Source organism: Enterobacter cloacae (assembly GCF_013375935.1).
In the GTDB taxonomy this organism is placed as follows: Bacteria; Pseudomonadota; Gammaproteobacteria; order Enterobacterales; family Enterobacteriaceae; genus Enterobacter; species Enterobacter pasteurii.
The window spans coordinates 924,348-950,703 of record NZ_CP056117.1 but is presented as its reverse complement, the minus strand read 5'-3'; the positions used below and the strand labels follow the sequence as shown (position 1 = coordinate 950,703).

Genomic DNA, 26,356 nt, shown 5'->3' with positions numbered 1-26,356 from the left:
AATGCTCCACAGGTGAAGAAATGACTGGGCATGATACTGAAAGTGGGTTCAGTCTGCCAACAGTTTGGTGATTAATGCGTCATGTCGCTGCTTCTGGCGGCTCATACGCAGACGTTCTGCGCGAAGGATAGTTTTGAGATCGCTCAGCGCGGCATCAAAATCATCATTCACAATAAGGTAATCATATTCCGCGTAATGGCTCATTTCTGCAACAGCCTGTGCCATACGCTTCGCGATAACTTCTTCGCTGTCCTGACCGCGGCCACGCAGGCGGCGATCCAGTTCATCTTTCGATGGCGGTAAAATAAAGATACTGCGCGAATCAGGCATTTTCTTACGAATTTGCTGCGCGCCCTGCCAGTCGATATCCAGGAACACGTTCACGCCCGTAGCCAGTACCTGCTCAATGGTTTCACGCGAGGTTCCGTAGTAGTTACCGAAAACTTCCGCGTGTTCAAGAAACGCGTCTCTGGCAATCATCGCTCTAAATTCGTCGTGATTTACAAAGAAATAGTGTTCACCGTGCACCTCACCCGGACGCGGTGCCCGCGTGGTGTGAGAAACAGAAACCTGTGTATCGTACAGCGGTTGGGTTTTTAACAGTGCCTGAATAAGGCTGGATTTACCCGCGCCACTAGGGGCAGAAACAATATAAAGCGTGCCTTGAGCCATGAGAGTCTTTTGTATGTGTTAGCGAAGAAGTCCTACATACGGGCTTATTATACACGTCGCCGCTGTGTGACGTAGCCTTTGTCACACTTTTTCCCCTGGATTATTGATTTTTGCGTGCCGTTTTCAGGTTTTATCTGCGGTTTGCAGCAATAAAAAGAAACGCTGGATAACGCCTCGCAAAGCGTAACGTTGCCATTCGCGTAGTTTTCAACGCCGGGTTATACCTCCTCCAACGCAAGGGAGGGGTAATGATGTGGCGATGGATAAGCGGGTTAGCGCTGTTGTGGTGTGGCACCGGGTTAGCGGTGTGCCCGGTATGGTCGCAGGCAAAAGCAGAGAAGGAAATTGCAGCGCTGAGCGCGCAGATCAAACGCTGGGACGATGCTTACTGGAAGCAGGGAAAAAGTGACGTTGATGACGGCGTGTACGATCAGCTTAACGCGCGGTTGAATCAGTGGCAGCACTGTTTTGGTCATGCCTCTGCCGGGGAGAAGCTGCCCCCTCTTACGGGCAGTGTGAAACACCCGGTTGCGCATACGGGCGTGCATAAGGTTGCCGGTAAGGCTGAGCTCAGCCGGTGGATGCAAGCCCGGCAGCATCTCTGGATGCAGCCCAAGGTGGATGGCGTGGCTGTGACGCTGGTGTACCAGAGTGGGAAGCTTGCCCAGGCCATTAGCCGTGGCAACGGTGTAAAAGGCGAAGACTGGACGGCGCAGGTTCGCTCGATCCCCTCTGTTCCGCAAAACCTGTCCGGCCCCCTGGCAAACAGCGTCTTACAGGGCGAACTGTTCTGGATCCGTGAAAACCACATCCAGCGTCAGATGGGGGGAATGAACATGCGGGCAAAAGTGGCGGGCGCCATGATGCGTCAAAATGATAGCGCGCTGCTCAGACAAATAGGCGTGTTTATCTGGGCCTGGCCGGATGGACCGAAAGAGATGCAGGCCTCTCTGGATGCGTTGTCAAAAGCCGGGTTCGCCCTGACGGCGCGTTATACGCTGCCCGCCGCGTCTGTGGATGCGGTCGAAGCGCAGCGTTCAGCGTGGCATACAGCAGCACTGCCCTTTGCCACGGACGGCATTGTGGTGCGCTCAGCGGATGAACCCGCGGGCGACGGTTGGTTGCCCGGTGAAGGGCGCTGGGTTGTCGCATGGAAATATACGCCTGTCGCTCAGGTTGCTGAGGTGCGAGGGATACAGTTTGGCGTCGGGCGAACGGGTAAGGTGTCCGTGGTAGCCGAGCTGGATCCGGTAAAGCTTGATGATAAACAGGTGTGGCGGGTGAGCCTGGGCTCGGTTGCCCGCTGGCAGCGGCTGGACGTTGTTCCCGGCGATCAGGTTCTGATAAGCCTTGCCGGACAGGGGATCCCCCGGTTCGACCGGGTTGTCTGGCGGGGAGCGGACAGGAAAAAACCCGAACCTCCGGCCCCGCGGTACCATTCACTGACCTGTTTTTATGCCTCACCGGCGTGTATGGAACAGTTCTTTGCCCGGCTGACGTGGCTTAGCTCGAAGCAGGGGCTGGGGATCGAGGGGTTAGGCGAGGCGGGCTGGCGGACGCTTCATCAGACGCATCGTTTCGAGCATATTTTTTCGTGGTTAACACTGACGCAGGAACAGCTACAGTCCACGCCGGGCTTTTCCGCCGGGCGCGGGCTATCGCTCTGGCATCGTTTTAATCGGGTGCGCAAACAACCCTTTATTCGCTGGGTCACAGCGATGGGGATCCCGCTGACAAAAGCCACGCTGAATGCGGTTGGGGCGGCGTCGTGGCAGGCGCTTAATCAGCGGAGCGCCGCTGACTGGCAGGCTTTGCCGGGAACAGGTGAAGAGAAGGCGCAGCAGATCGTGAGCTGGCTGCATGCGCCTCCCGTTGATGGGCTGGCAAGATGGCTGGCTGAGCAGCACATTAACGGGTTCTGAATTTAATGCGCGTTGTGCTTGTAGTGAAAAACGGGCAGGCCGAGCTTCAGGCGCAACGCGAGCATACGCGCGGTAAACCCAAACAGCAGCGTGGAGATAACCACCACGTCGTGATTGGTTACATAGTGCTGTAAGGCAACATAGAGCACCGCGGCGGCAAAGGAGATGCCAGCATACAGCTCCTTCTGAAAGACCAGAGGTATGCGTTTGCAAAACATATCGCGCAGCACGCCGCCAAACACGCCCGTTATCACGGCTGCGATGGTGGCGATTACCGGGCCTTCCCCCATATCGAGCGCGATTTGCGCGCCAATGATGGAAAAGACGATAAGCCCAAGCGCATCCAGCACCAGGAACAGGCGGCGCAGGTGAGGCATGACGGGTGCCACGATGGTGGTCAATACGGCGGCAGTCGCGACGATAATGACGTATTCAGGGTTTTTGACCCAGCCGAGCGGATAATGACCAAGCAGGATATCGCGCACGGACCCGCCGCCCAGCGCGGTGGCAGTGGCGATAATGATCACGCCGAAGGTATCCATACGGCGACGTCCGGCGGCGAGCGCGCCGGTCATGGCTTCTGCGGTAATGCCAATAAGATAAAGAATGTGAAGCAGCATAAAACCTCCAGTATGAAGGCGTGGAGGTTAGCGATTTGTGCGGAAGATCACGATTGAGATTTTCTAAAGTGACTCATTTCGGATAAGAAATAATAATGATCGTGCGTAATGTTTGATAAGTTTAATATACTGTTTTAATTGGATAAATAATTGGGATTCATCTCGGATATTAGCAGCGCAAGGTTGGATTTAACCTTAAAAAAGCTAAAGCGTGAAAGCAGCCCGTTGCAGCATTCTGCTGCGCAGGGTTTGGCGAGATCGTCACATGCTCAAGAAAAGCCCTGTAAGGGCACTTACTTTACCGACGATTATTCTTTATAACAAAATAGTCGATATTACATTTATAAAATAAATAAATGACAAAATTGAGTAACATTAAAAACAAATATTTAAATATTGATTTTGTGAATTATTTATAACGTTTTATTGCATTAAAAAAATGTTTTAGACAAAATATGCGCCCTTTTTGATTAAAAAATATCCTAATGGTTAAGTGTTTGATTAAATATCTTATTTTTGCAGCTGCACTGACGAGTACCAGTGTTTACGCGGTGAATTGCCAGCGTGCCGTTACTCCGCTCCAGAATACGGTCTGTAATAATGCTAATCTTCACTGGCTGGATGACACCATGACCAACGTCTACCGGGCGATGCTGGTCGCTCGCGATGCCGGCCGGGTGCATCAGGAGTTTGAGGAGTGGGAAAAATCGCTCGGTGAGTGCGCTTCGGACGACTGCATTGAGCGGGCTTACTATAGCGGAATCAGCCGGATAGCCGACGTGCCGTCTGGCTTCTCCTGGGAGGGGCGCTGGTGGAATACCAGTGCCGCCAACGTCAGCGGTGGGGTGATCCAGTTCAGCCATAGCGCGGACTGGTCCATCGTCGCCGATATACGCATCTGGGCGGGACTGAATAAAGATGAGTTCACCGCCGAAGCCCGAAAAATAAACGGCATGGTGCTGATCGATAATATGGTCGATAGCAAACATTGTAAGGTGCTATTTATTCCGCGAATTAGCGGCGCAATACAGGCCTACAGCAACGCGGACTGGGGCTGTCGCCTCTTAATGCCGAGCGGGGCATTTATCGATGGGCGCTACCTGAAGTCAGAGCAGGATCCGCGGCCGAAAGCGACGCTGCGTACCCTGGAAATCTTCCCAAATGCGGAGGTGGACGAACGTTTCCGCGCGCTGGTGGGTGACGATTATCAAAAATTCGTTGATACCGCTAATATCTATATTTATCAGGATGATATGGATAATGTTGGCGCAACGGTGGTATCAATGTGGGTCCGCGGTGCCGCGAATACCCGTACGGCAATCATTATGTACACCGCCCACGACATCTGGGCGGCGCGGATCGAACCGAACGGCAAAGGTAAGCTAACGTTTTCTTACTTCAGTACCCAGGGCAACGACGCCGTCAAAATGCCGCGTACCCTGGCGGAGTGGAAGCTGCGTTATTTGGCGCAATAAATCAGGCGAGGGTCCCCACCACGTTCAGATCGGCGTCGTCCGGCACTTCATTATAGGAAAGCACGTGTAGGCCGCTGGCAAACAATCTGCCGTAACGTGAAATGACCGGACGCAGCTGCGGGGTGACCAGCAGCAGCGGCGGCAGGCCTTTCGCTTTCATCTGCTCGTAAATCATCGGCATCGTATTTTGCAGCTGCGTCAGAATGTTTGGATCGACCGGGAAGCTGTCCAGCGCCACTTTTCCTGCCTGCTGAGCCTGGTTGAGCGCGCTCAACAGCATATTTTCCAGCTGGCTATCAATGGTGTAGGCCGCAAGCTGCGGACGATCGCCATTGATGCTGTGGACGAGGGCGCGACGCAGCGCGTAACGCACGTCTGACGTAAGTAATATCGGATCTTTGGTAACCGCCGAGCTTTCAAGTAGCGTCGAGGCGATGGTGACAATATCCTTGAGCGACACCTGCTCCAGCAGCAGCTGGCGGTAAATGCGCAGCAGCTGACTATAGTTTAGCGCGGCGTTTAAATCTTCTGCCAGCTTCGGCGCCTGCTGTGCCAGGCGGGCATGCAGATGGGTGATGTCATCGTAATTAAACAGCTCCGGCAGATGTTCACGGGCAACTTTATTAATATGCGTAGCCACTACGCTTGCGCAGTCGACGACCTGGTAGCCCAGATTCAGCGCTTTAGCCTTCTGCTCCGGGTCAATCCATACAATTGCCATACCGTAGGCCGGGTCGGTGTCCAGCACCCCATCGATTTCCCCATAAAGCTCTGTTCCGGGTATGGCCATCAGCTTTTCGGCGTTAACGTCCCCCATCGCCGTGCGGATGCCGTTAATATGAATGGCGTACTGAGCAGGCTTGAGGCGGAAATTTTCGCGGATGCGGATTTCGGGCAAAAGCACGCCGCACAGTTCGGAGATCACCTGGCGAACCCCGCGCACGCGCAGCGACAGCGGGCTGCCTTTGGATTCATCGACCATGGAAACCAGCTTATAGCCGAGGTTCAGGCCAATCGGTTCCACGAGCGGAATGCTGTCCCAGGTAATCGGCGGGTTGGCGTCGGGTGCCAGCGCGTCGCCAATCGCCTCCATATCCGTCTCTTTTGGCGCAGGCTGCACTGCTTTGCTTTGTCGCCAGGCGGCAAACAGCAGCAGCGCCGTAAAGCTCAGGAAGGCAACGTGGGGCATCCCCGGCACGATCGCAAGAATAAACATGACGAACGCGGCGGTGTAGAGCACCCTCGGTCTGGAGAGCAGCTGGCTTTTAATTTCATCGCTGATGTCGTTACCTTCACTGACGCGGGTAACGATGATGGCGGCAGCGGTTGCCAGCAGCAGCGACGGGATTTGGGCGACCAGGCCGTCACCAATCGTCAGCAGCACGTACTGGCGGAAGGCGTGGCTGGCGTCGAGATCGTATTTAAAGATACCGATACAGATACCGCCGATCACGTTGATGATCAGCACCATAATCCCGGCGATGGCGTCGCCGCGAACGAACTTCGACGCACCGTCCATCGCGCCGTAGAAGTCTGCTTCCTTCGCCACCTCCTGTCGACGGTTCCGTGCCTGCTGCTGATTGATAAGCCCGGCATTCATGTCGGCGTCAATCGCCATCTGTTTGCCCGGCAGCGCGTCCAGCGTAAAGCGCGCGGAGACTTCTGAAATACGTTCCGCCCCTTTGGTGACCACCACGAAGTTAATGATCATCAGGATGATAAATACGACGAAGCCGACGACGAAATCGCCGCCAATCACCACCTGGCCGAAGGCCTCGATCACCTTACCGGCCGCCCCCTCGCCCAGATGACCGTTCAGCAGCACGACGCGCGTCGACGCCACGTTCAGCGTCAGGCGCATCAGCGTGGTGATCAGCAGCAGGGTCGGGAAAACGGCAAAATCCAGTGGGCGCTGCATGTTTACCGCCACCAGCAGCACGATGACCGCCAGCACGATATTGAACGTAAACAGGATGTCCAGCATCAGCGGCGACAGCGGCAGGATAACCATCGCCAGCACGCAGAGAAGCAGGACAGGTACCGCGACTTGCCCCTTGCGGAGCACGCTAAGCAAGTTGTGCAACTTACTGTTATCCATTGGATTTTAATACCTCTTGAGGAATATCTATTTGCCTGTTCAGGCGGGGTTTTTGCTCAACGCGGCCTTCGCGCCAGGATTTGAGCTGCATGACGTAGGTCAGCACGTGAGCGATGGCGCGAAACAGCTGCGCCGGAATTTGTTGATTCACCCGGGTGGTGTAATACACCGCGCGCGCCAGCGGCGGGAACTCCACCACTTCGATGCTGTGACTGGCTCCCACTTCACGGATCCACAGCGCTACGTCATCAATCCCCTTAGCGACGATGTAGGGCGCTTCTGCCTTCTGCGGGTCGTACTTCAATGCCACCGCATAGTGGGTCGGGTTAGTGATAATGACGTCGGCGGTGGGCACGGTGCGCGAAATCTGTCCCATCGCCATCTGGCGCTGTAGCTGGCGAATTCGCCCCTTAATCTGCGGATTCCCGTCATTATTTTTGTACTCCTCTTTCACCTCTTGCTTAGTCATGCGCATTTTTTTGGTAAACATGAATTTGCTCAGGGGCACATCAAGCAGGGCGAAAATGACGATAACGGCGACAAAGTAGCTGACAACATGATGGAAAATGGTGAATCCATAGCCAATTGCCTGGTTCAGATACAGCTGTTGCAGGTGCAGCAGCTCGCTCATCTGGCTATGAACCATGGTGTAAAGCACGGCCAGGATAGTCGCGCATTTCAGCAGCATTTTGCCGACTTCCGTGTAATGGCTGGCGGAAAACATACGCTTGACGCCGCTTATGGGGCTGAGTTTTTTAAAGTCCGGCTTGAGCTTCACTGGCGTAAATAACCAGCCGCCCGGCACCAGGCTGGCGACGATGCAGGCCAGCGGAATGGGGGTTAGCGTGGCGATAAAACGCAGCAACACGCTCAGATTGAGCATCAGAAACTGGTTCAGAATGGTCGGGTTATCGAGGTCTTGCGCCATTGTGCCGGCGGCGGCGAATGACTCGCCGATGAGCTGGTGGTAATAAGGTAAAAACGCCGACAGAGTGAAAAAGGACGCCAGCAGGCCGACCGCCATCGTTAAATCTTTTGAGCGGGGAATGTCACCCTTTTCCCGCGCTTTGCGCAGCTTCCTGGGGGTAGGTTTTTCGCTCTTATCGCCGCCAGAGGCCATTACTGAACCCTTATGGCGTCAAGTTTCGCCAGAATTTCATTGGTCAGATTGAGGTAGTGATCCGGAATGTTGGTCACCAGCATTGAGATACACAGCAGCCCAAACAGCATGCTGATAGGGAAACCAAGGGAGAACAGGTTAAGCGTCGGCGACACCCGGTTGAGCAGGCCGAATCCGCCCTGGACGATCAGCATCACGAAGGTGGTTGGCAGCGCAATCAGCGTGGCGGAGGCCATAATCCAGCCTAGCCCCTGCACGACCAACATCAGCGACGGCTGGTTAATGGCCTGTCCGATGGGCCAGTAGCTGAAGCCTTTGAACAGAATGGTGACCAGCAATAAATGGCCGTCCATAATGAAAAACAGCAGTCCGCAGAAGATATAGATAATTTGCGAGATAACCGTGGTGGAGCTGCCGTTAACGGGGTCGTTCATCATCGCCATCCCGAGCCCCATATTCATCGACAGAATATGCCCCGCCGTCTGTAGCGCGACGAATACCAGCTGCAGCCCCGTAGCGAAGAGAAATCCCCACAGCAGCTGTTCGCCAATGAGCAGTATGCTGCGCATGGATAGCAGTTCGTTAAGCACCACGTTGTGGTGCAGCATAGGCGTAATGATGATGGCCAGCGCCAGCGCGGTCCCGATTTTGATACGTCGTGAAAAGACGCGGTTATCGAGTACCGGCGCAAATTGTAAAAAGGCGAGAATGCGGAAGAAGGGCAGAACCAGCGCCATTATCGGCGTCAACAGCGCCTGAATATCGATTCCCATTACGCGTTAACCCACCAGCGCCGCCGCCTGATGAAAAATCTGGACGGTAAAATCTACCAGCTGGGTCAGCATCCATTTCCCGGCAAAAATCAGTACGCCCAGCGTCACGACCAGCCGCGGCAGGAAGCTCAGCGTCTGTTCGTTAATCTGGGTCGTGGCCTGAAAAATACTGACGCACAGGCCGACAATCAGGCTGGGAATAATCGCCACGGCGGAGATCACCAGCACCAGGTGAATGCCGGAGGCCATGATGTCGCCCGCCGTGTCCATGTTCATCATCGCTACAGCCCCTGCACGCTGGAGGTGAGCGTGCCGACGATAAGCGTCCAGCCGTCGCACAGCACGAACAGCATCAGCTTAAACGGCAGCGAGACGATAAGCGGCGACAGCATCATCATCCCCATCGCCATCAGGATACTGGCGACGATCAGGTCGATAACCAGGAAAGGGATGTAGATCATAAAGCCGATCTGGAAGGCCGTTTTAAGCTCGCTCAGCAGATAGGCCGGGGTGACGATGGTCAAATCCTGCTCGCGGGCATCGCCTTCAACCCCGGCGATGGTCATGATCTGCGCCATCGCTTTGGTGTTAGTTTGTGCCAGCATGTACTTCTTCAGCGGCCCTTCGGCGTTAACCAGCGCCTGCTTAAGGGTGATCTGGTCATTCTGGAACGGCTCGACGGCATCGGCGTAAATCGTGGTCCATACCGGACGCATCACCAGCAGCGTCAGGGCCAGCGCAATGCCGGTAAGGATCTTGTTGGGCGGACTCTGCTGCAGGCCCAGCGCCTGACGCAGGATCGCCAGCACGATGATAAAGCGGGTAAAGCAGGTCATCATCAACACCATGATCGGCAGCAGGCCGAGCAGGGTCATCAGAATGAGGATTTCAATTTTGACATTGTAATCCTGTCCTGCGCCGTTCGCCGTAGTGCTAAACAGCGTGATATCGCCATTAGCCGCCAGAGCGGGTGTAGCAAACAGCAGGCCAGCCACCAGCAGCAGCGTCAAGCCGTTGCGGTAAAACGTGCGGTTCATCGGGTCAGCTCGCCCAGTTCTTTTGCATTGAACTCGATAATGCGCAGGCCGTATTTGTCGTTCAGGACCACCACTTCCGCTTTGCCGAAGGCAATGCCGTTCACTTTAATATCCAGCGGCTCACCGGCCATTTTGTCCAGCTCGATCACGGAATCGCTATTCACCGACATCAGTTCAGCCAGCGAGATATCCACGGAGGATACTTCCAGGGTAAGCGTGACCGGAATGCGGCTGAACAGCGCCATGCGGCGTTCGTCGGTTTGTGGCGCATGGCGGATTTCAGGCTGAATATCAAGGCGGATATTGCCTTCAACGGTCTCTTCCTGCGGCATATCGCTCAGGTTCAGGTCGTCCAGGTCCAGAGACTGGCTCAGCTCATGTTGCAAATCACTCATAGTGCTTCTCGGTTGTCTTGTCATGGATATCGCATAAGAAAAGCTTGCTGCGATCTTCGGCGATTGCGGCTTCAAAAATCTGTTCTTTACCGATAAAAACCGGCACCGGTTCGTTAATTGCGATCGGAATAATGTCCCCGGGTTTGATGTCGGCAATCTGCGCGACGGTCAGGTTCAGGCTGGCGAGGCGGCCGGTCAGCTTCAGCGGCAGGCTGTCGAACAGGCGTTCGATCTGGGCCGGGCTTAGGGTCACGCTTTTCTCAGTGGCCCGCGCGTGAAGATCCGGCGTGCGCAGCGTAGCGAGCATCTGATCGACGTGATGATTGTCCAGCAGGACGGTAAAATTGCCGTGGCTGTAGCCGGCCAGAGTAAAGGTGATGCCCCAGGTCCACTGATTAATGACGGCGGAATAATCCACCTTGATATCCAGATCTTCGCCAAAGGTTTCTTTGCAGATAATCAGCGACGTGAGCTCTTGCCCCAGCTTACTTTTAAGGCGTTCTTCCGTTTTGGTTATCGGTAATGACTCATCGGGCGCTATCTGATTGGTATCTTTACTCAGGCCGTAATAATCATGAAGCACGTTAAGTAATAAAATACGGTCAATAACAAAACCGATATTCCCGTAAGGCGTAGAGAATATCTGTGCATTCTTATAATGCTTATCAATGACAAAGGTCATTGATTCCAGCGCGGCATTAACCCGTAGTTTTTTCAGAAAGTAAATGCTCAGGCGCGCATCAAGAATATCAAAGCTATCATTCATTAACTTAGGTAGCTTATGCCATGGTCGGCCGAGTTTACTCACATCAAGCTTTACCAGATCAGGAAGGTTATTCTGCTGGTGGATTCTGATTCGTTCTGAAGCAGGGTACATGTTTATTCCGCTTTGATAACAATTCCTGGTATGACCATAACGTAAGGGTGAAGACCTGTATGACCCATCACGAAAATTTCTTCTGCCAGCATTTGAGTTTTGAAATCGTTGTGACGCTTATCACTGGCACCAAAGGCGCGTTGCCTGTCGAAAACCCATATGCCTTTTTATTCAGGCTGAGAATTAGACCTTTCTCTTCATTTTATTGCAAGAGTGCATGGTTTATTAATCCATTATTTTTCCGGTTGAAAGTAGATTAATGTTATTCATAACCATATGAATTTAAATGGTTAATTTTTTAATATGCATTAAAGATAAGACAATTCTTAGGCGGTGCGTATACTAGGCAACATATTTTCCAGGAAGATTCCTTTCCTCGGGATAATAAATATAAGTTCTAATCTTTTTTAACATTATTTAAACGTTTTAATTATCCATCCAGCAATGGAAGGACAATTGTGGATGTTAATAAAGGTGTGGCGAATTCTTGTTTTTAAGTTCTTTTAATGGTACTCCAGCATGAACATTATCATTGAACGTGAAGACCGTAATGGAGAGGGGTTTATTGCCGTTTCCCCTGCCAGTGTGGGTGTGATGTCATTAGCCCGCCGCGTTGCTAAATATAATGTGTCAGTCTTGGTCACCGGCGAGACGGGAACAGGTAAAGAGTGCGTCGCCAAATATATTCATGAGCATGCCTGCGCCAATGGTGCGCCATATGTTGGCGTTAATTGTGCGGCGATCCCGGAAAGCATGCTGGAAGCCATTTTATTCGGCTATGAAAAAGGGGCTTTTACCGGGGCGGTCGCCAGCGTGGCCGGAAAATTCGAGCAGGCTAATGGCGGAACGCTGCTGCTGGATGAAATTGGCGATATGCCTTTATCACTACAGGCAAAGTTATTACGCGTATTGCAGGAGCAGGAAGTTGAACGTCTGGGAAGCCATAAGCGTATTCCTCTCGATATTCGTCTGATTGCCTCCACCAATAAAGATCTGCAACAGGAAATCGCCGAAGGCCGTTTTCGTCAGGATCTGTTTTACCGTATTTCGGTCGTGCCGATCCATATTACGCCGCTGCGCGAACGCAAGCAGGATATTTTGCCGTTGGTTCAGCGTTTTATTACCAAATATCGCGCCTTCCATAAGGGCAATGTTCGTCTGAGCGACGATGCCCGCCACGCGCTGCTGAACTATGACTGGCCGGGCAACGTGCGTGAACTTGAGAACGTGATCCAGCGGGGCATGATACTCGGCAACGGTGATGAAATCAAAGCCGCCGATCTCGGGCTGGTTGCGTGCGCACCCCTGCCGGCAAACCCGGCTGTCGGGGTGATGCCCGCCTATCGGGAGCAGGACAACAGTTCAGCCATACGCGACGTTAAGCTGCACGGCCGCATGGCGGAATATCAGTACATCATCGACCTGTTAAAACGCCACAAAGGCAACAAATCTAAAACGGCAGCGTTCCTTGGCATTACGCCTCGCGCGCTGCGTTATCGCCTTGCGTCCATGCGTGACGAAGGTATTGATATTGAATGTTATTCCTGAGGCCAGAAAGGAACAAATCATGGACAAAATAGCTGCCGCAGGTATTAACAGCGCGCAACAGGCGCTTCTGGATCGTATGCAGCGCACGGCCTCGCTGGCCTCTTCCGGCGCGGTTAACCTTTCCCCCACGATAGCGCCGGCTGGCGACGCGTTTACCCGTACGGCGCCGGTCTCTTTCGCGCGCGTGCTGAACAGCGCTATCGATAACGTCGATGCATTGCAGCACAGCGCCAGCGCAAAGCAAACCGCAATCGATATGGGGCAAAGCGACGACTTAGCCGGCGCAATGATTGAGAGCCAGAAAGCCAGCGTGGCCTTTTCGGCCATGATGCAGGTGCGCAATAAGCTCAACAGCGCGCTGGACGAAGTGATGAACATCTCGCTGTAAGGTTTGTACCGTGTTAAACAAAATCAAAGCTCGTCTTCCCGCTCTCTCTCTGCCCTCCGGCACTAACGCACCTAAACTGCTGGCGATTGCCGGTGGCGCCGTGCTGGCACTCGGGATCGTCGCCTCGCTGTGGAACCACAATCAGGGCTATGTAGCCCTGTACGGCGCGCAGGAACAGATCCCTGTTTCGCAGGTGGTGGAAGTGCTGGGTGCAGAAAACATTCCTTATCGCGTTAACCCCGATAACGGCCAGATCCTGGTCAGTGAAGGTAAGCTGCCGCAGGCGCGTATGGCGCTGGCGGCGAAAGGTATTAGCGCCGCGACGCCGGACGGCTACGAGCTGATGGATAAAGAAGAGATGCTCGGCAGCAGCCAGTTCATTCAGAACGTGCGCTATAAGCGCAGCCTGGAGGGCGAGCTGGCTAAGAGCATCATGGCGCTGGATCCGGTGGAACACGCCCGCGTGCATCTCGGCCTGAGCGAGTCCAGCTCGTTTGTTCTGACCAACAAGCCGAACAGCAGCGCGTCGGTGATCGTGCAGCTGCGCTACGGCAAACGGCTGGATGAACAGCAGGTGGCCTCGATTGTGCAGCTGGTCTCCGGCTCCGTGCCGGGCATGGCCGCAGGCAGCGTACGCGTGGTTGACCAGGCGGGTAACCTGCTCTCAGCCGGTATTGAAGGCCCTGAGGGCAAACGCCCCGGCAACGAGGTTGTGCAGCACATCCGCGACGATACCCGCAAGAACATCACCACGCTGCTGACCTCCCTGGTGGGCGAGGGGAACTTCCGCATCAGCGTTGCCCCGACCGTGGATTTGAGCCGCGTTGAAGAGACGCAGGAGCGGCTGGGCAAAGATCCGCGCGTGAGCGATGAGCAGATAAGCCACGAAAACAGCACCAACGAAATGGCGTTTGGTATTCCCGGCTCGCTAAGCAACCGTCCGGTGAACCAAAATCCGCAGGCGGCCGCGGCTCAGGCCGCGGGCCAGGCAGCGCCTGCCGCGACGAATACGACGGAAACAACCACCCGCGATCCGCGTTCCCTGAGCAACCGTAGCCAGGAGCAGCGCAAGTATGCGTTCGACCGCGACATCCGCCATATCCGCTACCCCGGCTATAAGCTGGAGAAGCTGAGCGTGGCCGTGGCGTTGAACCAGAGCGCACCCGCGCTGGCTAAGATCACGCCCGAGCAGCTGACCTCAATTACCCGCCTGGTAGAAAGCGCCGCCGGGATCGATAAACAGCGCGGTGATGCGTTAACCCTGGACGTGCTGACCTTTACCCCTCCGGTCAGCCAGGACCCGGTAGTCGGGAAATGGTGGAAAGATCCGGATATGCAGTACTGGGCGCAGAACGGCGGTATTGGCCTGCTGCTTCTGCTGACGCTGCTGTTCGGCGTACGGCCGCTGGCCCAGCGATTGGGACGCCGCGAGCGCGTGGTAAACGCGGTCGAGCAGGACGATTCAATGCTGCTGACAGACGATTCTCCTGCGTCGGAAAACGGGCTTTCCACGCTGTCGAAAGCGGGCTTTAACAATAATGACGATCTGCTGCCGCCGCAAAGCTCCGGCCTGGAAACCAAGGTGGAGTATCTCCAGGTTCTGGCCCAGAGCGAAACAGAGCGCGTGGCAGAAGTTCTGAAACAATGGATTAACAGCAATGACCGAAGCAACAGCAAACCGGACCAGTAACGCCAAAGGGCGTAGCCGCCTGGAGCAGGCGGCGATCTTGCTGATGAGCGTGGGCGAAGAGGCCGCTGCGCAGGTTATGCAGAAACTCACCCGTGAAGAGGTGGTTTTGCTGAGTGAAACCATGGCGCGTCTGCATGACGTGAAGGTGAGCCAGGCGCGTCAGGCGATGAATAATTTCTTTTCCGACTACAGCGAGCAGAGCGGCATCAACGGCGCGTCGCGCTCCTACCTGCGCAGCATTCTGGAAAAGGCGCTGGGGGGTGAAATTGCCCGCAGCGTCATTAACGGTATTTACGGCGATGAGATCCGCTACCGCATGGCGCGCCTGCAGTGGGTTGATATTCCCCAGCTGGCGGCGCTGATCGATCAGGAGCACCTGCAGCTGCAGGCGGTTTTCCTCGCTTTCCTGCCGCCAGACATCGCCGCCAGCGTGCTGAGCGTGCTGCCGCGCGAACGTCAGGATGAAATCATATACCGCGTTGCCCGGCTCGATGATGTCAACCGCGACGTAATTGACGAGCTCGATCGCCTGATCGATCGCGGTATCGCGGTGCTTTCGGAGCATGGTTCTAAGGTGGCGGGCATCAAGCACGCCGCCAATATCGTCAACCGTATTCCCAGCAACCAGCAGGAGCTGCTGGAGCAGCTGCGCGAGCGCGACGAAAGCGTGGTCGACGATTTGCAGGACGAAATGTACGAGTTCTTCATTCTCAGCCGCCAGACGCCAGCCACGCTGCAGCGCCTGATGGAAGAAGTGCCGATTGAAGAGTGGGCCGTGGCGCTGAAGGGCACCGAGCCGGTGCTGCGCCAGGCGATTTTCAACGTCATGCCGAAGCGTCAGGTGACTCTGCTGCAAAGCACCACCAGCCGCCTGGGTCCCGTGCCGGTCAGCCGTATTGAGCAGGTGCGAAAAGAGATTATGCAGACCCTGCGTCAGCTGGTGGAAGAGGGTGAGATTCAGGTGCAGCTCTTCGCCGAACAGACGGTGGAATAAACCATGTTCAAGAAAAGGAGTCCCGCGCTCGAGGCACTGACCTCGCGGCGTCAGGCGGTGGTTAAACCCCGGCTGCATAAATTCCCCCCGCTGCGCAAACGCCGGGCGACGCCGCACGCGGACGGCGAGAGCGAGGTGTCCGTCATGCAGGATCCCGGCGAGCATCAGCGGCAGAGCGAAGCCGGCTTCCGCGAAGGCATGAACCAGGGCTTTGCCCAGGGCATGGAAGAGGGCAAGCAGGAGGGCTACCAGGAAGGGGTGCGCCTCGGCTTCGACGAAGGGATGCGCAAAGGCCTGGCGGAAGGTAAACAGCAGGCTCGCCAGCAGTTTCTGGAGGCGGCGGCGCCGTTTGAACGCCTCACCGCCGACGTGCAGCGTTTCCTCGAAAGCTATGAGCAGCGCCGTCGTGAAGAGTTAATGCAGCTGGTGGAAAAAGTAACCCGCCAGGTGATCCGCTGCGAGCTGGCGCTGCACCCGACCCAGCTGCTAGCGCTGGTGGAAGAGGCGCTGACCAGCCTGCCGCAGCCGCCAGAGCAGATGCGCGTGGTGCTGAACAGCGAAGAGTTCCGCCGCATCAGCGAAGCGGAGCCGGAAAAAGCGCGTGAGTGGGGGCTGACCGCCGACCCGGCGCTGGAGCCAGGCGAATGCCGCGTAATCACCGAGACCACCGAAATGGATGTGGGCTGCCAGCACCGTCTCGACCAGTGCGTGGCGGTGCTGAAAGACAACCTGTTGCCGGACGCATCCCATGAGCAGCCTTGATTTCGAACAGGCGTTACGCTCCATCGAAGAGATTGACCTGGCACGCGTCGCGGGCCGTCTGGTGCGGGTGAACGGCATTCTGCTGGAGTGCGTGGGCTGTCGACTGGCGATAGGCCAGCTGTGCTACGTAGAAAGCGTTGAGCAAGAGATGATGGAAGCCCAGGTGGTGGGATTTGACCGTGAGGTTACCTACCTGATGCCGTTCAAACAGCCGTCCGGACTGATTGCCGGGGCGCGCGTCTTCCCTGCCGGTAAAAGCGAAGGGGTGATGGTGGGTGACCAGTGGCTTGGCCGCGTTGTTAACGGCCTCGGTGAACCGCTGGACGATAAGGGCAAGCTGACCGGTGACACGCTGCTGCCACAGCAGCTGCCGCAGATCCACCCACTTCGACGGCAGCTGGTTGAAACACCGCTGGACGTGGGCGTGCGGGCGATCAACGGCCTGCTGACCGTTGGTAAAGGCCAGCGCGTAGGGCTTATGGCGGGCAGTGGGGTGGGCAAAAGCGTCCTGCTGGGGATGATCACCCGCTATACCCAGGCCGAAGTGGTGGTCGTGGGGCTGATTGGCGAGCGTGGACGTGAGGTTAAAGAATTTATTGAGAATTCGCTCCAGGCTGAAGGCCTGGCAAAGTCGGTGATCGTCGCCGCACCGGCGGATGAGTCGCCGCTGATGCGCATCAAGGCCACCGAGCTGTGCCATACCATCGCCAGTTACTATCGCGACAAGGGCAAAGATGTGCTGCTGCTGGTAGATTCCCTGACCCGCTACGCCATGGCCCAGCGCGAGATAGCCCTCTCGCTCGGCGAGCCGCCCGCAACGAAAGGGTATCCACCCTCCGCGTTCAGCATGATCCCCCGCCTGGTCGAAAGCGCCGGTAACAGCGGGAGTAACGGATCGATGACGGCGATTTATACCGTGCTGGCGGAGGGGGACGATCAGCAGGATCCCATCGTTGACTGCGCGCGCGCGGTGCTTGATGGTCATATCGTGTTGTCGCGCCATCTGGCGGAGGCCGGGCACTATCCGGCCATCGACATCGGCCAGTCGATCAGCCGCTGCATGAGCCAGGTGACGACCCGTGAGCACCAGCTCGCCGCGCGTACCCTTAAGCAGCTGTACGCCGAATACCAGAATATTAAGCCGTTGATACCGCTGGGCGGCTATATCGCGGGGACCGATCCGCTGGCGGATAAGGCGGTACGCCTTTCTCCGGCCATCGCGCATTTTTTACAGCAGGAAGTGCACGACGCGGCGTTGATTGACGCCACCGTAACGGATTTGTGTGCGCTGGCGCAGGCAGGATAACCGATGAGCAAACTCATTTCGACACTGGAACAGCTACAGCTGATGCGTACTCGCGCGGTTGATGACCTGACCGTAAAGCTGGCCTCGCAAAAACAGCTCTGCCAGCGCTTTGAGAAGAACATTGATGCATTGACCTCGCTGGCATCAGGCCTCGTCACGCAGAGCGCGAACAGCGCCGTGCTGATGATCAACCAGTCGAAATATAAGCAAAATATTCAGCGGGTTATCGACTGGCAGAAGCAGGAGCAGGCGCTGGCTTCGCTGGAAGCAGCAAAGATTCAGGATAACCTGCTGGCCGAAGCAAAGCGGGAAAAAAGCCTTGCGATGGTGCTGGATGCCAAACGCAGCGACCAGCGGATGGCGTTAAGCCGACGCGATCAAAAAATAACCGATTCTGTTTCTGTTCAGTGCTGGCTGCGCCAACGGCAGGCCGCCGCTCGCCAACGATAAATGTTATGACCACAACCTCTAAAAACACTCAGTCTTCCCTGATCTCAGCCCTGCTGGCGCGCCAGCAGCGTTCGCAGCCGCGGTCGACGCCGTTTGTCAGCGTTATCTGCCCGACCTACAACCGCCGCGAGTTTTTGCCCTATCTGCTCTATATCTGGCAGTACCAGGACTACCCGGCGGACAGGCGCGAACTGGTGATCCTCGACGATTCGCCGGCCAGCAACGCCGATCTCATCGATATGATGGTCGATCCGTCGCAGCCAAACGTACGGTATATCCACAGCCCGGAGCGGCTGACGCTGGGCAATAAACGTAACCGGCTCAACGCGCTGGCGAAGGGTGAATACATCATCTGTTTCGATGATGATGACTATTATGCGCCGGATAAGATTTCCCATCAGGTGGCGCAGATGCAGACCCACCGCGCGCTGTTTTCCGGCAGCGACCAGATTTATATCTGGTACAGCCATCTGGATAAAATCTATCTGACCCACTCCTTCGGGGCCCGCCACGCCCTGAACGGCACGTTCGGCTATCATCGTAACCTGCTGAAAAATCATCGTTATGATGATGAAGCGATGCAGGCGGAAGAGGTGGGATTTCTGAATAATTTCACCACGCCGGTGCAGCAGATTGACCCGAAGCGAACCATCCTCTGTATTTCGCACAGCAGCAACACCTATGACAAAGATTTCATTCTCGATAGCTCAACGCCGGTCGATCTTACGCTGGAGGACTTTGTCAGCGATCCCAACCTGCTGGCGCACTACCGCCGGCTTAGCACCGCGCCGCTCAGTACGCGGGTGAACTGGTCGGTATTCGAGAAGATTGCCGTTCTGTATGACCCGCAGCAGGAATCAACGCTGCCGACGCGATGTGAAGCGCTGCTAGCGCTGGGGGTAGAAGCCGGACAAATCTGGCCGGTGGCAAAAGTGCAGACGGGAACGCCGGAGGCCGCCGAACTGGCAACCCACGTGCAGGTGCTGTCCCATGCCCAACAGCAGGGCTGGAAAAACGTGGTGCTGCTGGATGCCGGGCTGCGCTTTGTCAGAAAAGAGAATGCGATCCAGAACGTCAACAAACTGCTCGATGGACTGGACCAGCTGGACTGGCAGGTGCTGCTGCTGGGTGGACGTTATGAAAACTTCACGCCAACCCGATCTTTAAAAGGAGTGGCACGTATCTTTAATGCGGGCTGCGCGTGCGCCTGTGCGGTGAATGCCGATTACTACCCTGTGCTGCTGGATGCCTATCGTCAGGCGATGGAGCAGAGCGTCAGCATCGATCGCTGCTGGGCGGTATTAATGAGCAAAAACGCGCTGTGGCTGGGATTCAGCCCAAGCTTCGCCTTCCTGCAACACTACCCGGACCCCAAAAGCGGCGAGCCTGTTGACTGTACGCACTGGTTCTTCCGTAAACACCGTTAACCCGCGACAGCCCGAAAGAGAACGAACATGGAACTGACTGAACACTACCAACCTGAATTTGTGTCACGTTTTGATGCGCGCGAGACCGCGTGTGAATGCCCGGCCTGCCGGAACGGCGGGGAGGGCTGGCCGCATATCAGCGTGAAGATGAAAAACCAGCAGCGTGAGAGCCTGGATATCGTTTGTGAAACGGCGGCCAAAGAGATGCTGTTCAATCCGGACGCGTTTATTTTGCACACCACGCAGAGGGCAGCGCAGGGCGAAGAGATGCTCTCTCCATGGAGCGAGACCCTCAATCAGCAGTGCGTTAACCTCGCCATTCATCCGGCGCTGGCGCTGGAAGTGAGTCTGTACAGCATTGGCGTGCTGCTCAGTAAAGCGCAGCAATATCGGGATAACGGTGAGTGCGACCCGGCACTGCTGGTAAATATGGGAGAACAGCTGGCCGCGCTGGCGGAGCAGGGAGTGTTAACGCAGCAATTCGCGATGCTGCCTCCGATTATTGAGAACCGCGTGGCCACGCTGAAAGAGATGGGCACCCTGCGCCTTAATCTCAACCTGCCGATGGTGGAGAAGATGGGTATGGCGCTGAAGCTGAGCGAGCTGTCGATCATGCAGCCTTCGCGCCTGGCGGAACGTCTGCAAACGCTGGAAGCGGTATGGGCGGATATCAGCCTGTTTAACGAGCAGCCGCACATCCTTCGCAATGCGTTGATTTATCCGCTGTACAACGATGTGTTCCCCGGCGTGAACTGTAGCAACTATGGCGAAGCCCTGCTGGGGCTGGCGCGACAGTTCTTCCACCTCAAAATGCTGTGCGCCATGCGCGCCGAGCAGGGCGCGTTTGGTCAGGACGACGCGGCGTTGCTGATCGGCGCGTTACGCGGCTGGCAGCAGGAGAATCCATTTGCGACCGACGCGGCAAATACGGCGGATTACAGCCTGCTGTGCGGGCTGTCGCTGTTGTAAAGCACTTGCTCCTTTTAATACGTAATAAATAAACAGGCATAAGTGATGATTGCATTTCTGATAGAAGGGCATTTCTACGCATATTTTTTTATCCGTATCGTAAAAGCGCTACCGGAAAGGGAAAGAAAAAATGTGATATTTTTTTCCCGTGATTCTGACATTTGCAATTTGATTAAGAGTCAGTTGCCATACTGTCAGGTAATGCAAATTCCGATGCTCAAATCGGTGCCAGAAGAAAAATTATTTCATCACTCCAGACCGCTTCTTGGTGAGCGGCTTGGTAAGGCGATTGAAAGTAGCTTCGAGTACGTCATCGGGGGCGGTGAGCGTAAGGTCTGTTGGCATGTTCTATTGTCATGCTTTGTTTTTTTTAACCAATTTGAACCCGCCAGAATTTCTCGGTTTGTCATGTGTAGCGGCTGTGGCATCGGGGCAAAAGCAGCAAAGGTGGTATGCGAGCTAAAATCGATCCCAATGCAATTTGTAGAACTGTCAAATTTACCCAATAAGATTTTTGTCGATCCACTGGGTACGAATGCCCACTCACAACTTGCCATGACTCCAGAAATACTTGAAAGGTATCCAGCGGTTGAAGAGACAACACATCTGGCATGGATGTCCAGGTACCGCGCTTTTAAAGCACAGCCGCCCCGCCAGGCGCAGGGGAATATATTGACTAATTTCATTAACGAGTGTTCGACAGATAAAATTCTTAACACTGGGGCACCTTATCTCTTTGTTCCACTTCAGGTTTCCAATGATGCGCAACTCTGGCTCTATTCACGTTATAAAAACGAAGATGTTATCCGTTATGCATTACAGTTGGCACAGAGCAGTGGGTATCAGGTTGTAGTGAAACTCCATCCTGCGGAACCACAAAGTGAAGAAGTTCGACATATTGTGCAATTACAAAAGACGCTAGGTTTTAAATTATCGAGAGAGTTAACTACCGATCTTATCAAACAGTCAGAAGGTGTAGTGACGATAAATTCGACTGTAGGGCTAGAAGGTTTATTACATTATAAGCCAGTTATAGCTATAGGTGATTGTTTTTATAAAACATTTAATCAGGAAATGCTGAAAAAATATATTCACTATTATTTGTTTAATGGCATCGATTTTTTCAGTAACGATAGAATCGATCGGGAAAAAGCGATAGAGTTTATTAATCGTTAAAATATATAACACAATTATGAAAGAATCACTTATTCCTAGAGAAAGCTGCTTTCTTATTCAGTTAAAAAATCTTGCTATGACATTATCTCTCACTAAACTGGATGAAGTCATAGATGCAATAAAAGAATGTGTTATTAAAAACCAATGTGTTATACCTGATGAAATTCAGTCTGTGAATTTTATTGAGAAACTCATTTCTGTATCTGAAAAAAAAGTAAGCGGTAGAGATGTCGATGATTTTTTAATTCATCTTTCCGCATTCTGGCAGTGGCTTGTACAGCGCCGTCCTTTGGATTTCATTTATATTGGCAAGCGCAAAAACTTTCATTTGAGCTGCCATATCCTTGGCAATGCTCCTCTGTATTTTAAGAATACTATCTTTGTCGATGAAATAAGTCCAGAGACACTTAAAAATGAACTGAACTGTATCAATCTCCCTCGCCCCGTTATTCTTGGAGACAAAGAAGGATTATCCCATGTAAATGTTCGAAACTTGCTGGGTTATATAAATATTGAAACAGCTGGTTCTCTCATTGGTAATCATGCTGAATATATAGGCGTCATTCGTAAACATATTGATATGGTCGCTATTCTAAATAATAACTTGCGAAAATTAGAAAGTAATAACAACTATGATAAGGTAATTCTTGGGTCTTCGTTTGGCTATTATGGTATGCATGATGCTTTGTTAACGAATGCTGTGAATTTATCTATTGCTAGTGGGGATGCGGCCTACAATAAAGCACTGGTTGAACACTGTATCCGACACCATAACATTAAGGATTTTGTTATTGTTATCGGCTTTTTTGAATTATTCCATGAACTAGCTAAATCATCCAATGGATACTTTCATTTGGCCTCTGAGTTTTTTTCAAGTAACAATATTGCATATGATTATCGTGGCCGTTATAAGTGTAATTCTTTTTTGTTTAATTTTGAAAGGGAGCCAATTGTTGATATATTAAACGTCGATATTGCCTCTTGGGTCGCGAGGAGAGAAATTACATCGTTGCGTTCATCCTCGCCGTTAATACCTGAAAAACCAATTTCTACTGATTTTATTTATAGCAGTGCATATACTAGAAGAGAAACTGAATATTTTGCCAGGTTTTATGAGCGCGAGGGGGTTGCTGAATATAATAAACTTATTTTTCAGGGTATTGTAGAACAGGTGAGGCAAGTACAGGGGCATATTTATTTTATCATTCAACCCTTTACCCGGCTATATAATGCACTATTCCATGAAAAAATGCGCCGCGAAACCAAAGAATTTTTAACTTCAGTTACTGACGGCAAAAACGCATTTTGTATCGATCTTTCTGAAGATAATGATTTTTCTCCAGAAGATTTTAGTGACGCCCACCACCTCAATTTCACAGGTGCTCAAAAACTTTGCGATAAACTAAAGTGGCTAAAGTTATAACTGACCCATCATTAAAACGGCGGGTGTTGCATCACCCCTCCTGATACAACCAGTTCTCCGGCGCGCTGCTGTTCAGCAAATTCCCAAGGATCTCCTGCTGCATATTTATCAGCGCACCGTTGTAGTCGTTGGCGCGTTGACAGGCGGTGGCCTGCTGCTGGAGACCTTTCCAGAGAGCTGAAACGGTTGGCCGGTGGGTGGCGGGCAGGCGGGCGATCAGCGATTTTATGCCTTCGGCATTCGGAGTGATGCCCAGTTCGTTCAAAAGCTTGTAGCGCTGTTGGCTATTTTTTGATAGCTGCTGGTAAATCGCCATCAGCTGCGCGTTGAGCGTTTCCAGCGCCGCGCTATCGCGGGCGACAATATGGCGGCGCTGTGTGTCGAGCAGGGCGGTCAGGGCGCTGTAGTGCTTGCGGTCTTCCGCCATATCCTGAATCAGGGTTTTAACGCGCTGGGCGGCGTTGGTCATAATTACCTCTGGAAATACTTCTGCATCGCCTCGGCCAGCGAATCAATATTGATGCTGATTTTGCCGCTGCTAATGGCTTCCTTCATTTCGGCGACACGCGCCATGTCCACTTCTGGCAGCGTGCTTAACTGCGTCTGCGCATCGCCCAGGACCGGATCGATGGCGGCGCTGCGCATCACGCGGGTACCCTCCTGCGCCACGGTGCACGTTTGTTCCGCGCTGCTGGCTTTATTAATTGCAGTGGTCAGGTTGTACTGCGGTGCTGCTACTTTCATCGCTTTGCCCTTTTACCTATCGTCTGTTCTGGTTGCGTATGAACCTTGCCCTGCGGAAGTCCTGCTTCCTGTGCCGTTATGTGTAAAGAGCGGCTATGGCATGCGGTAACTTAAACAGGGAGGTAAGTTTTTTACCTGCCGCTGGCATACACCATATTCACCACGCCAACGTCGGCAACAATAGCGCTGACGATCCGTCCGCTGGTCTCGTTTTTGACCTTAATGATCTCGCCTTTGCGTCCCTTCTTCATGGCTTCACCCATCGTTCTGGCTTCTACGCCGTTTTGTCCGGCAATCATCAGCACGCGCTGGCCGCGCTCTACCAGCAGCGGCGCTTCCAGCTGTTGAAGCGTAATTGCCTGCCGATCCCGTATGCGGCGCCTGACGGTCATCCCGATGATGTCGTCTGGCTGGGTCAGATATTCACCGCGCATATTGCTGACGTTGAGCTTTTTAATGGCGATGCTGTCGGGAGTGATGACGTGACCGCGTTCCAGCGTGGCGCTGGCGACGATTGCCGGCAGGTAAATATCTGGCTTTACGGTAACCGGAATATCCCAGCCTCCGGGGCCCGCGCAGCGCACGTCAAAGCGCAGGCGATTGATGTCAAGGCGGTCGCCGCCGGGAAGAGAAACGGCCAGTTTTTCAGGGCATGCCGCGTACTGTGATACTTCACCAGGAATAAACAGATTCATTTTCGCCTGATAGTCAGGCCAGCGACGGCGCTTTGCCTCCTGGCGAATGAGATCCGACGCGTTGTGCTGGACGGTGGCAAAAACTTGCTTGCGGGCGCTGATGGGAGGGGCGACATCGGCCAGCGCGGTAACTGAAAACGACAGCAGGAAAAACGCCATCAGAAAGCGGAAATACCGTTTCACCCTGAGGCTTAAAAAAAGAGGAAAAACATTGTAAATCATAAACTTAAAACCTTGGCATGAAAGTTGCTATGAAAACGCAGAGCATGCAGGTTTAAGCATCACGAGGGTGTGAATTGTGAGTATTACTTTTGACAAAGCATTGGGCGTTCATCCACAGGCTGTAGCACTTCGACTTTCCCGAGCAGAGCTGCTTTCAGCCAATCTGGCAAACGTTGATACCCCTAACTTCCAGGCTAAAGATATTGATTTTGCCTCCGAGATGCAACGTTCACGGTCGAGTTTTTCCTTTTCGTCTGCCCCGCAGGAGATGTATCGGGTGCCTTACCAACCGTCTTCCGACGGCAATACCGTTTCACTGAACGTCGAGCAGGCGGAGTTCGCGAAGAACACCCAGGACTATCAGATGAGCCTTGCCTTTTTAAACATGAAGTTCACTGGCCTTAAAAAGGCCATTGACGGTAAGTAACCCAACGCAGGTAACCACGAAATATGGCTTTTTCGGATATTTATCGCGTTTCGGGATCGGCGATGACGGCGCAAACCGTTCGTCTTAATACCATCGCCAGTAATCTCGCCAACGCAGAAACCGCCTCTGCTACCGAAGACGGCACCTATAAAGCGCGCCGTCCGGTATTTGCTGCGGTGTATAAAAATGACGAGTTGATGAACCATCAGGCCTTAACCGGTGCGCGCGTGCAGGTGATGGACGTCGTTGAGACCGGTAACGCGGTACAGCGCTATGAGCCGCACAACCCGATGGCCAATCCCGACGGCTATGTCTACTACCCGGACGTCAACGTTGTGGAAGAGATGGCGGATATGATGTCGGCATCACGCGGTTTTGAAACCAACGTGGATGTGCTGAACAGTGTGAAAAGCATGCAGCAAAGCCTGCTGCGACTTGGAGAAGCATAAGCATGGATATGAACGTAGACGGCGCTTACGCCAAAAGCCGTTCCGGCAGTACAACGGACGGCATTGCCAGCAACCAGTCCGCCTCCGGCATGAACACCATGTTTATGCAGCTTCTGGTCGCGCAGATCCAGAACCAGGATCCGCTCAACCCTACCGACGGTACCGAGTACGTGAGCCAGCTGGCCCAGCTTACCCAGGTGCAATCAATGGAAACCATGTCGCAGCTGATGGCGAACAATTCCGTGCTGATGGACAACCTGCAAACGCTGACTACCGGCAACCTCGTTGGACAGCACGTGATGGTGCAGACCGATTCGGTGAACAGCGATGGCGAGAGCGTGCTTGACGGACGTCTGACGCTGGAGCACGCCGCCGGCGTGGTGACGGTGATTGCCAAAGACGCCGCCGGCATTGAACACAAAATTGAGCTGGGCAAGCAGGAAGCGGGACAGGTGGATTTCACCTTCGACCCGGAAGCGCTGGGGCTGAGCGAAGGCAAATACACCCTGAGCGTGGTGACCGATACCGGTGAAGAGAAAGTGCCGCTCGAAATGGGCGGGGTGGTAAACAACGTGCGCATTCCTCTCGACGGTAGCCCGACGGTACTCAATATCGACGGTCTTGGCGAAGTCGCCTACAACAACATCAGCCAGTTTGGCACTGCCTCCAGGAACAAAGCCTGAAGTGAATCAGGATA

At 54.0% G+C, this 26,356-nt stretch carries 29 protein-coding genes; 17 read left to right on the top strand and 12 right to left on the bottom strand.

Annotated features, from left to right (window positions below; all coding sequences use genetic code 11):
- Window positions 1-48 precede the first annotated feature (48 nt).
- Window positions 49-672, bottom strand: a complete 624-nt coding sequence (gene gmk / locus HWQ14_RS04505; protein WP_148420442.1) for a guanylate kinase — start codon at window positions 670-672, stop codon at window positions 49-51.
- 251 nt (window positions 673-923) lie between these two features.
- Here gmk and ligB point away from each other — a divergent pair, with 251 nt between their 5' ends.
- Complete coding sequence (ligB, locus tag HWQ14_RS04500) at window positions 924-2,594, top strand: NAD-dependent DNA ligase LigB (protein WP_176611151.1); 1,671 nt, start codon at window positions 924-926, stop codon at window positions 2,592-2,594.
- Window positions 2,595-2,596: 2 nt separating this feature from the next.
- Here ligB and HWQ14_RS04495 read toward each other — a convergent pair whose 3' ends face one another.
- Window positions 2,597-3,214 (bottom strand): trimeric intracellular cation channel family protein, encoded by a 618-nt coding sequence (locus HWQ14_RS04495; protein ID WP_023299016.1) that lies wholly within the window; start codon window positions 3,212-3,214, stop codon window positions 2,597-2,599.
- A gap of 629 nt (window positions 3,215-3,843) precedes the next feature.
- Here HWQ14_RS04495 and HWQ14_RS04490 point away from each other — a divergent pair.
- Window positions 3,844-4,689: a hypothetical protein gene (locus HWQ14_RS04490; protein WP_227009609.1), complete on the top strand. Its 846-nt coding sequence runs from the start codon at window positions 3,844-3,846 to the stop codon at window positions 4,687-4,689.
- A 1-nt stretch (window position 4,690) separates the two neighbouring features.
- Here HWQ14_RS04490 and HWQ14_RS04485 read toward each other — a convergent pair whose 3' ends face one another.
- The 7 genes from HWQ14_RS04485 to HWQ14_RS04455 are packed head-to-tail and all read right to left on the bottom strand — an operon-like array spanning window position 4,691 to window position 10,878.
- Window positions 4,691-6,787 carry a flagellar biosynthesis protein FlhA gene (locus HWQ14_RS04485; RefSeq protein ID WP_176609071.1) on the bottom strand — a complete coding sequence of 699 codons (2,097 nt, stop codon included), beginning with the start codon at window positions 6,785-6,787 and terminating at the stop codon, window positions 4,691-4,693.
- On the bottom strand, window positions 6,780-7,907 hold the full coding sequence (flhB, locus tag HWQ14_RS04480) for a flagellar biosynthesis protein FlhB (protein WP_176609070.1): 1,128 nt from the start codon (window positions 7,905-7,907) through the stop codon (window positions 6,780-6,782). The genes HWQ14_RS04485 and flhB overlap by 8 nt, the downstream gene beginning before the upstream one ends.
- Entirely contained in the window at window positions 7,907-8,680 is a 774-nt protein-coding gene (locus HWQ14_RS04475) for a flagellar biosynthetic protein FliR (protein WP_148420446.1), read from the bottom strand. The genes flhB and HWQ14_RS04475 overlap by 1 nt, the downstream gene beginning before the upstream one ends.
- A 6-nt stretch (window positions 8,681-8,686) precedes the next feature.
- Window positions 8,687-8,959, bottom strand: a complete 273-nt coding sequence (gene fliQ, locus HWQ14_RS04470) for a flagellar biosynthesis protein FliQ (protein WP_047347521.1) — start codon at window positions 8,957-8,959, stop codon at window positions 8,687-8,689.
- Between the two features lie 2 nt (window positions 8,960-8,961).
- Window positions 8,962-9,717, bottom strand: coding sequence for a flagellar type III secretion system pore protein FliP (gene fliP, locus HWQ14_RS04465; RefSeq protein WP_176609069.1), 756 nt, complete (start codon window positions 9,715-9,717; stop codon window positions 8,962-8,964).
- Window positions 9,714-10,112 (bottom strand): flagellar motor switch protein FliN, encoded by a 399-nt coding sequence (gene fliN / locus HWQ14_RS04460; RefSeq protein WP_148420448.1) that lies wholly within the window; start codon window positions 10,110-10,112, stop codon window positions 9,714-9,716. Before fliN ends, fliP begins: the two co-directional genes overlap by 4 nt.
- Entirely contained in the window at window positions 10,105-10,878 is a 774-nt protein-coding gene (locus tag HWQ14_RS04455; protein ID WP_245166437.1) for a FliM/FliN family flagellar motor C-terminal domain-containing protein, read from the bottom strand. The genes fliN and HWQ14_RS04455 overlap by 8 nt, the downstream gene beginning before the upstream one ends.
- Window positions 10,879-11,048: 170 nt before the next feature.
- Here HWQ14_RS04455 and HWQ14_RS04450 point away from each other — a divergent pair, with 170 nt between their 5' ends.
- The 12 genes from HWQ14_RS04450 to HWQ14_RS04395 all read left to right on the top strand — a co-directional run bounded on the left by HWQ14_RS04450 (window position 11,049) and on the right by HWQ14_RS04395 (window position 23,122).
- A complete protein-coding gene (locus HWQ14_RS04450) occupies window positions 11,049-11,249 on the top strand; it encodes a hypothetical protein (protein WP_176609067.1) in 201 nt (66 codons plus the stop codon).
- A gap of 259 nt (window positions 11,250-11,508) precedes the next feature.
- A complete protein-coding gene (locus HWQ14_RS04445) occupies window positions 11,509-12,537 on the top strand; it encodes a sigma-54 interaction domain-containing protein (protein WP_148420450.1) in 1,029 nt (342 codons plus the stop codon).
- A gap of 19 nt (window positions 12,538-12,556) precedes the next feature.
- The gene (locus tag HWQ14_RS04440; protein ID WP_148420451.1) at window positions 12,557-12,925 is read left to right on the top strand and encodes a flagellar hook-basal body complex protein FliE; all 369 of its coding nucleotides are present in this window, start codon (window positions 12,557-12,559) and stop codon (window positions 12,923-12,925) included.
- Window positions 12,926-12,935: 10 nt separating this feature from the next.
- Window positions 12,936-14,615 (top strand): flagellar basal-body MS-ring/collar protein FliF, encoded by a 1,680-nt coding sequence (fliF, locus tag HWQ14_RS04435; RefSeq protein WP_176609066.1) that lies wholly within the window; start codon window positions 12,936-12,938, stop codon window positions 14,613-14,615.
- Window positions 14,584-15,609: a flagellar motor switch protein FliG gene (locus HWQ14_RS04430; RefSeq protein ID WP_148420453.1), complete on the top strand. Its 1,026-nt coding sequence runs from the start codon at window positions 14,584-14,586 to the stop codon at window positions 15,607-15,609. Before fliF ends, HWQ14_RS04430 begins: the two co-directional genes overlap by 32 nt.
- A gap of 3 nt (window positions 15,610-15,612) precedes the next feature.
- A complete protein-coding gene (fliH, locus tag HWQ14_RS04425) occupies window positions 15,613-16,371 on the top strand; it encodes a flagellar assembly protein FliH (protein ID WP_176609065.1) in 759 nt (252 codons plus the stop codon).
- On the top strand, window positions 16,358-17,677 hold the full coding sequence (gene fliI, locus HWQ14_RS04420; RefSeq protein ID WP_176609064.1) for a flagellar protein export ATPase FliI: 1,320 nt from the start codon (window positions 16,358-16,360) through the stop codon (window positions 17,675-17,677). Before fliH ends, fliI begins: the two co-directional genes overlap by 14 nt.
- Before the next feature lie 3 nt (window positions 17,678-17,680).
- Window positions 17,681-18,127 (top strand): flagellar export protein FliJ, encoded by a 447-nt coding sequence (gene fliJ, locus HWQ14_RS04415; protein ID WP_148420455.1) that lies wholly within the window; start codon window positions 17,681-17,683, stop codon window positions 18,125-18,127.
- Window positions 18,128-18,132: 5 nt separating this feature from the next.
- The gene (locus HWQ14_RS04410) at window positions 18,133-19,554 is read left to right on the top strand and encodes a glycosyltransferase family 2 protein (protein ID WP_176609063.1); all 1,422 of its coding nucleotides are present in this window, start codon (window positions 18,133-18,135) and stop codon (window positions 19,552-19,554) included.
- A gap of 27 nt (window positions 19,555-19,581) precedes the next feature.
- Entirely contained in the window at window positions 19,582-20,523 is a 942-nt protein-coding gene (locus HWQ14_RS04405) for a hypothetical protein (protein ID WP_176609062.1), read from the top strand.
- Window positions 20,524-20,568: 45 nt separating this feature from the next.
- Window positions 20,569-21,699, top strand: coding sequence for a hypothetical protein (locus HWQ14_RS04400; RefSeq protein ID WP_176609061.1), 1,131 nt, complete (start codon window positions 20,569-20,571; stop codon window positions 21,697-21,699).
- Window positions 21,700-21,715: 16 nt separating this feature from the next.
- Window positions 21,716-23,122 (top strand): hypothetical protein, encoded by a 1,407-nt coding sequence (locus HWQ14_RS04395; protein ID WP_176609060.1) that lies wholly within the window; start codon window positions 21,716-21,718, stop codon window positions 23,120-23,122.
- 31 nt (window positions 23,123-23,153) lie between these two features.
- On the opposite strand, the gene HWQ14_RS04390 is transcribed toward HWQ14_RS04395, so the two are convergent.
- The 3 genes from HWQ14_RS04390 to flgA all read right to left on the bottom strand — a co-directional run bounded on the left by HWQ14_RS04390 (window position 23,154) and on the right by flgA (window position 24,783).
- Entirely contained in the window at window positions 23,154-23,591 is a 438-nt protein-coding gene (locus tag HWQ14_RS04390) for a flagellar protein FlgN (RefSeq protein WP_176609059.1), read from the bottom strand.
- Window positions 23,592-23,593: 2 nt separating this feature from the next.
- Complete coding sequence (flgM, locus tag HWQ14_RS04385) at window positions 23,594-23,866, bottom strand: flagellar biosynthesis anti-sigma factor FlgM (protein ID WP_148420462.1); 273 nt, start codon at window positions 23,864-23,866, stop codon at window positions 23,594-23,596.
- A gap of 131 nt (window positions 23,867-23,997) precedes the next feature.
- A complete protein-coding gene (gene flgA, locus HWQ14_RS04380) occupies window positions 23,998-24,783 on the bottom strand; it encodes a flagellar basal body P-ring formation chaperone FlgA (protein WP_176609058.1) in 786 nt (261 codons plus the stop codon).
- Between the two features lie 76 nt (window positions 24,784-24,859).
- Between flgA and flgB the strand changes: the two genes are divergently transcribed.
- Genes flgB through flgD form a run of 3 tightly spaced genes read left to right on the top strand, consistent with a single transcriptional unit; the run spans window position 24,860 to window position 26,342 of the window.
- The gene (gene flgB, locus HWQ14_RS04375) at window positions 24,860-25,210 is read left to right on the top strand and encodes a flagellar basal body rod protein FlgB (protein WP_176609057.1); all 351 of its coding nucleotides are present in this window, start codon (window positions 24,860-24,862) and stop codon (window positions 25,208-25,210) included.
- A 23-nt stretch (window positions 25,211-25,233) separates the two neighbouring features.
- Window positions 25,234-25,659, top strand: a complete 426-nt coding sequence (gene flgC / locus HWQ14_RS04370; protein WP_059310347.1) for a flagellar basal body rod protein FlgC — start codon at window positions 25,234-25,236, stop codon at window positions 25,657-25,659.
- Window positions 25,660-25,667: 8 nt separating this feature from the next.
- On the top strand, window positions 25,668-26,342 hold the full coding sequence (gene flgD, locus HWQ14_RS04365) for a flagellar hook assembly protein FlgD (RefSeq protein WP_148420487.1): 675 nt from the start codon (window positions 25,668-25,670) through the stop codon (window positions 26,340-26,342).
- The last annotated feature ends 14 nt before the right edge of the window (window positions 26,343-26,356 follow it).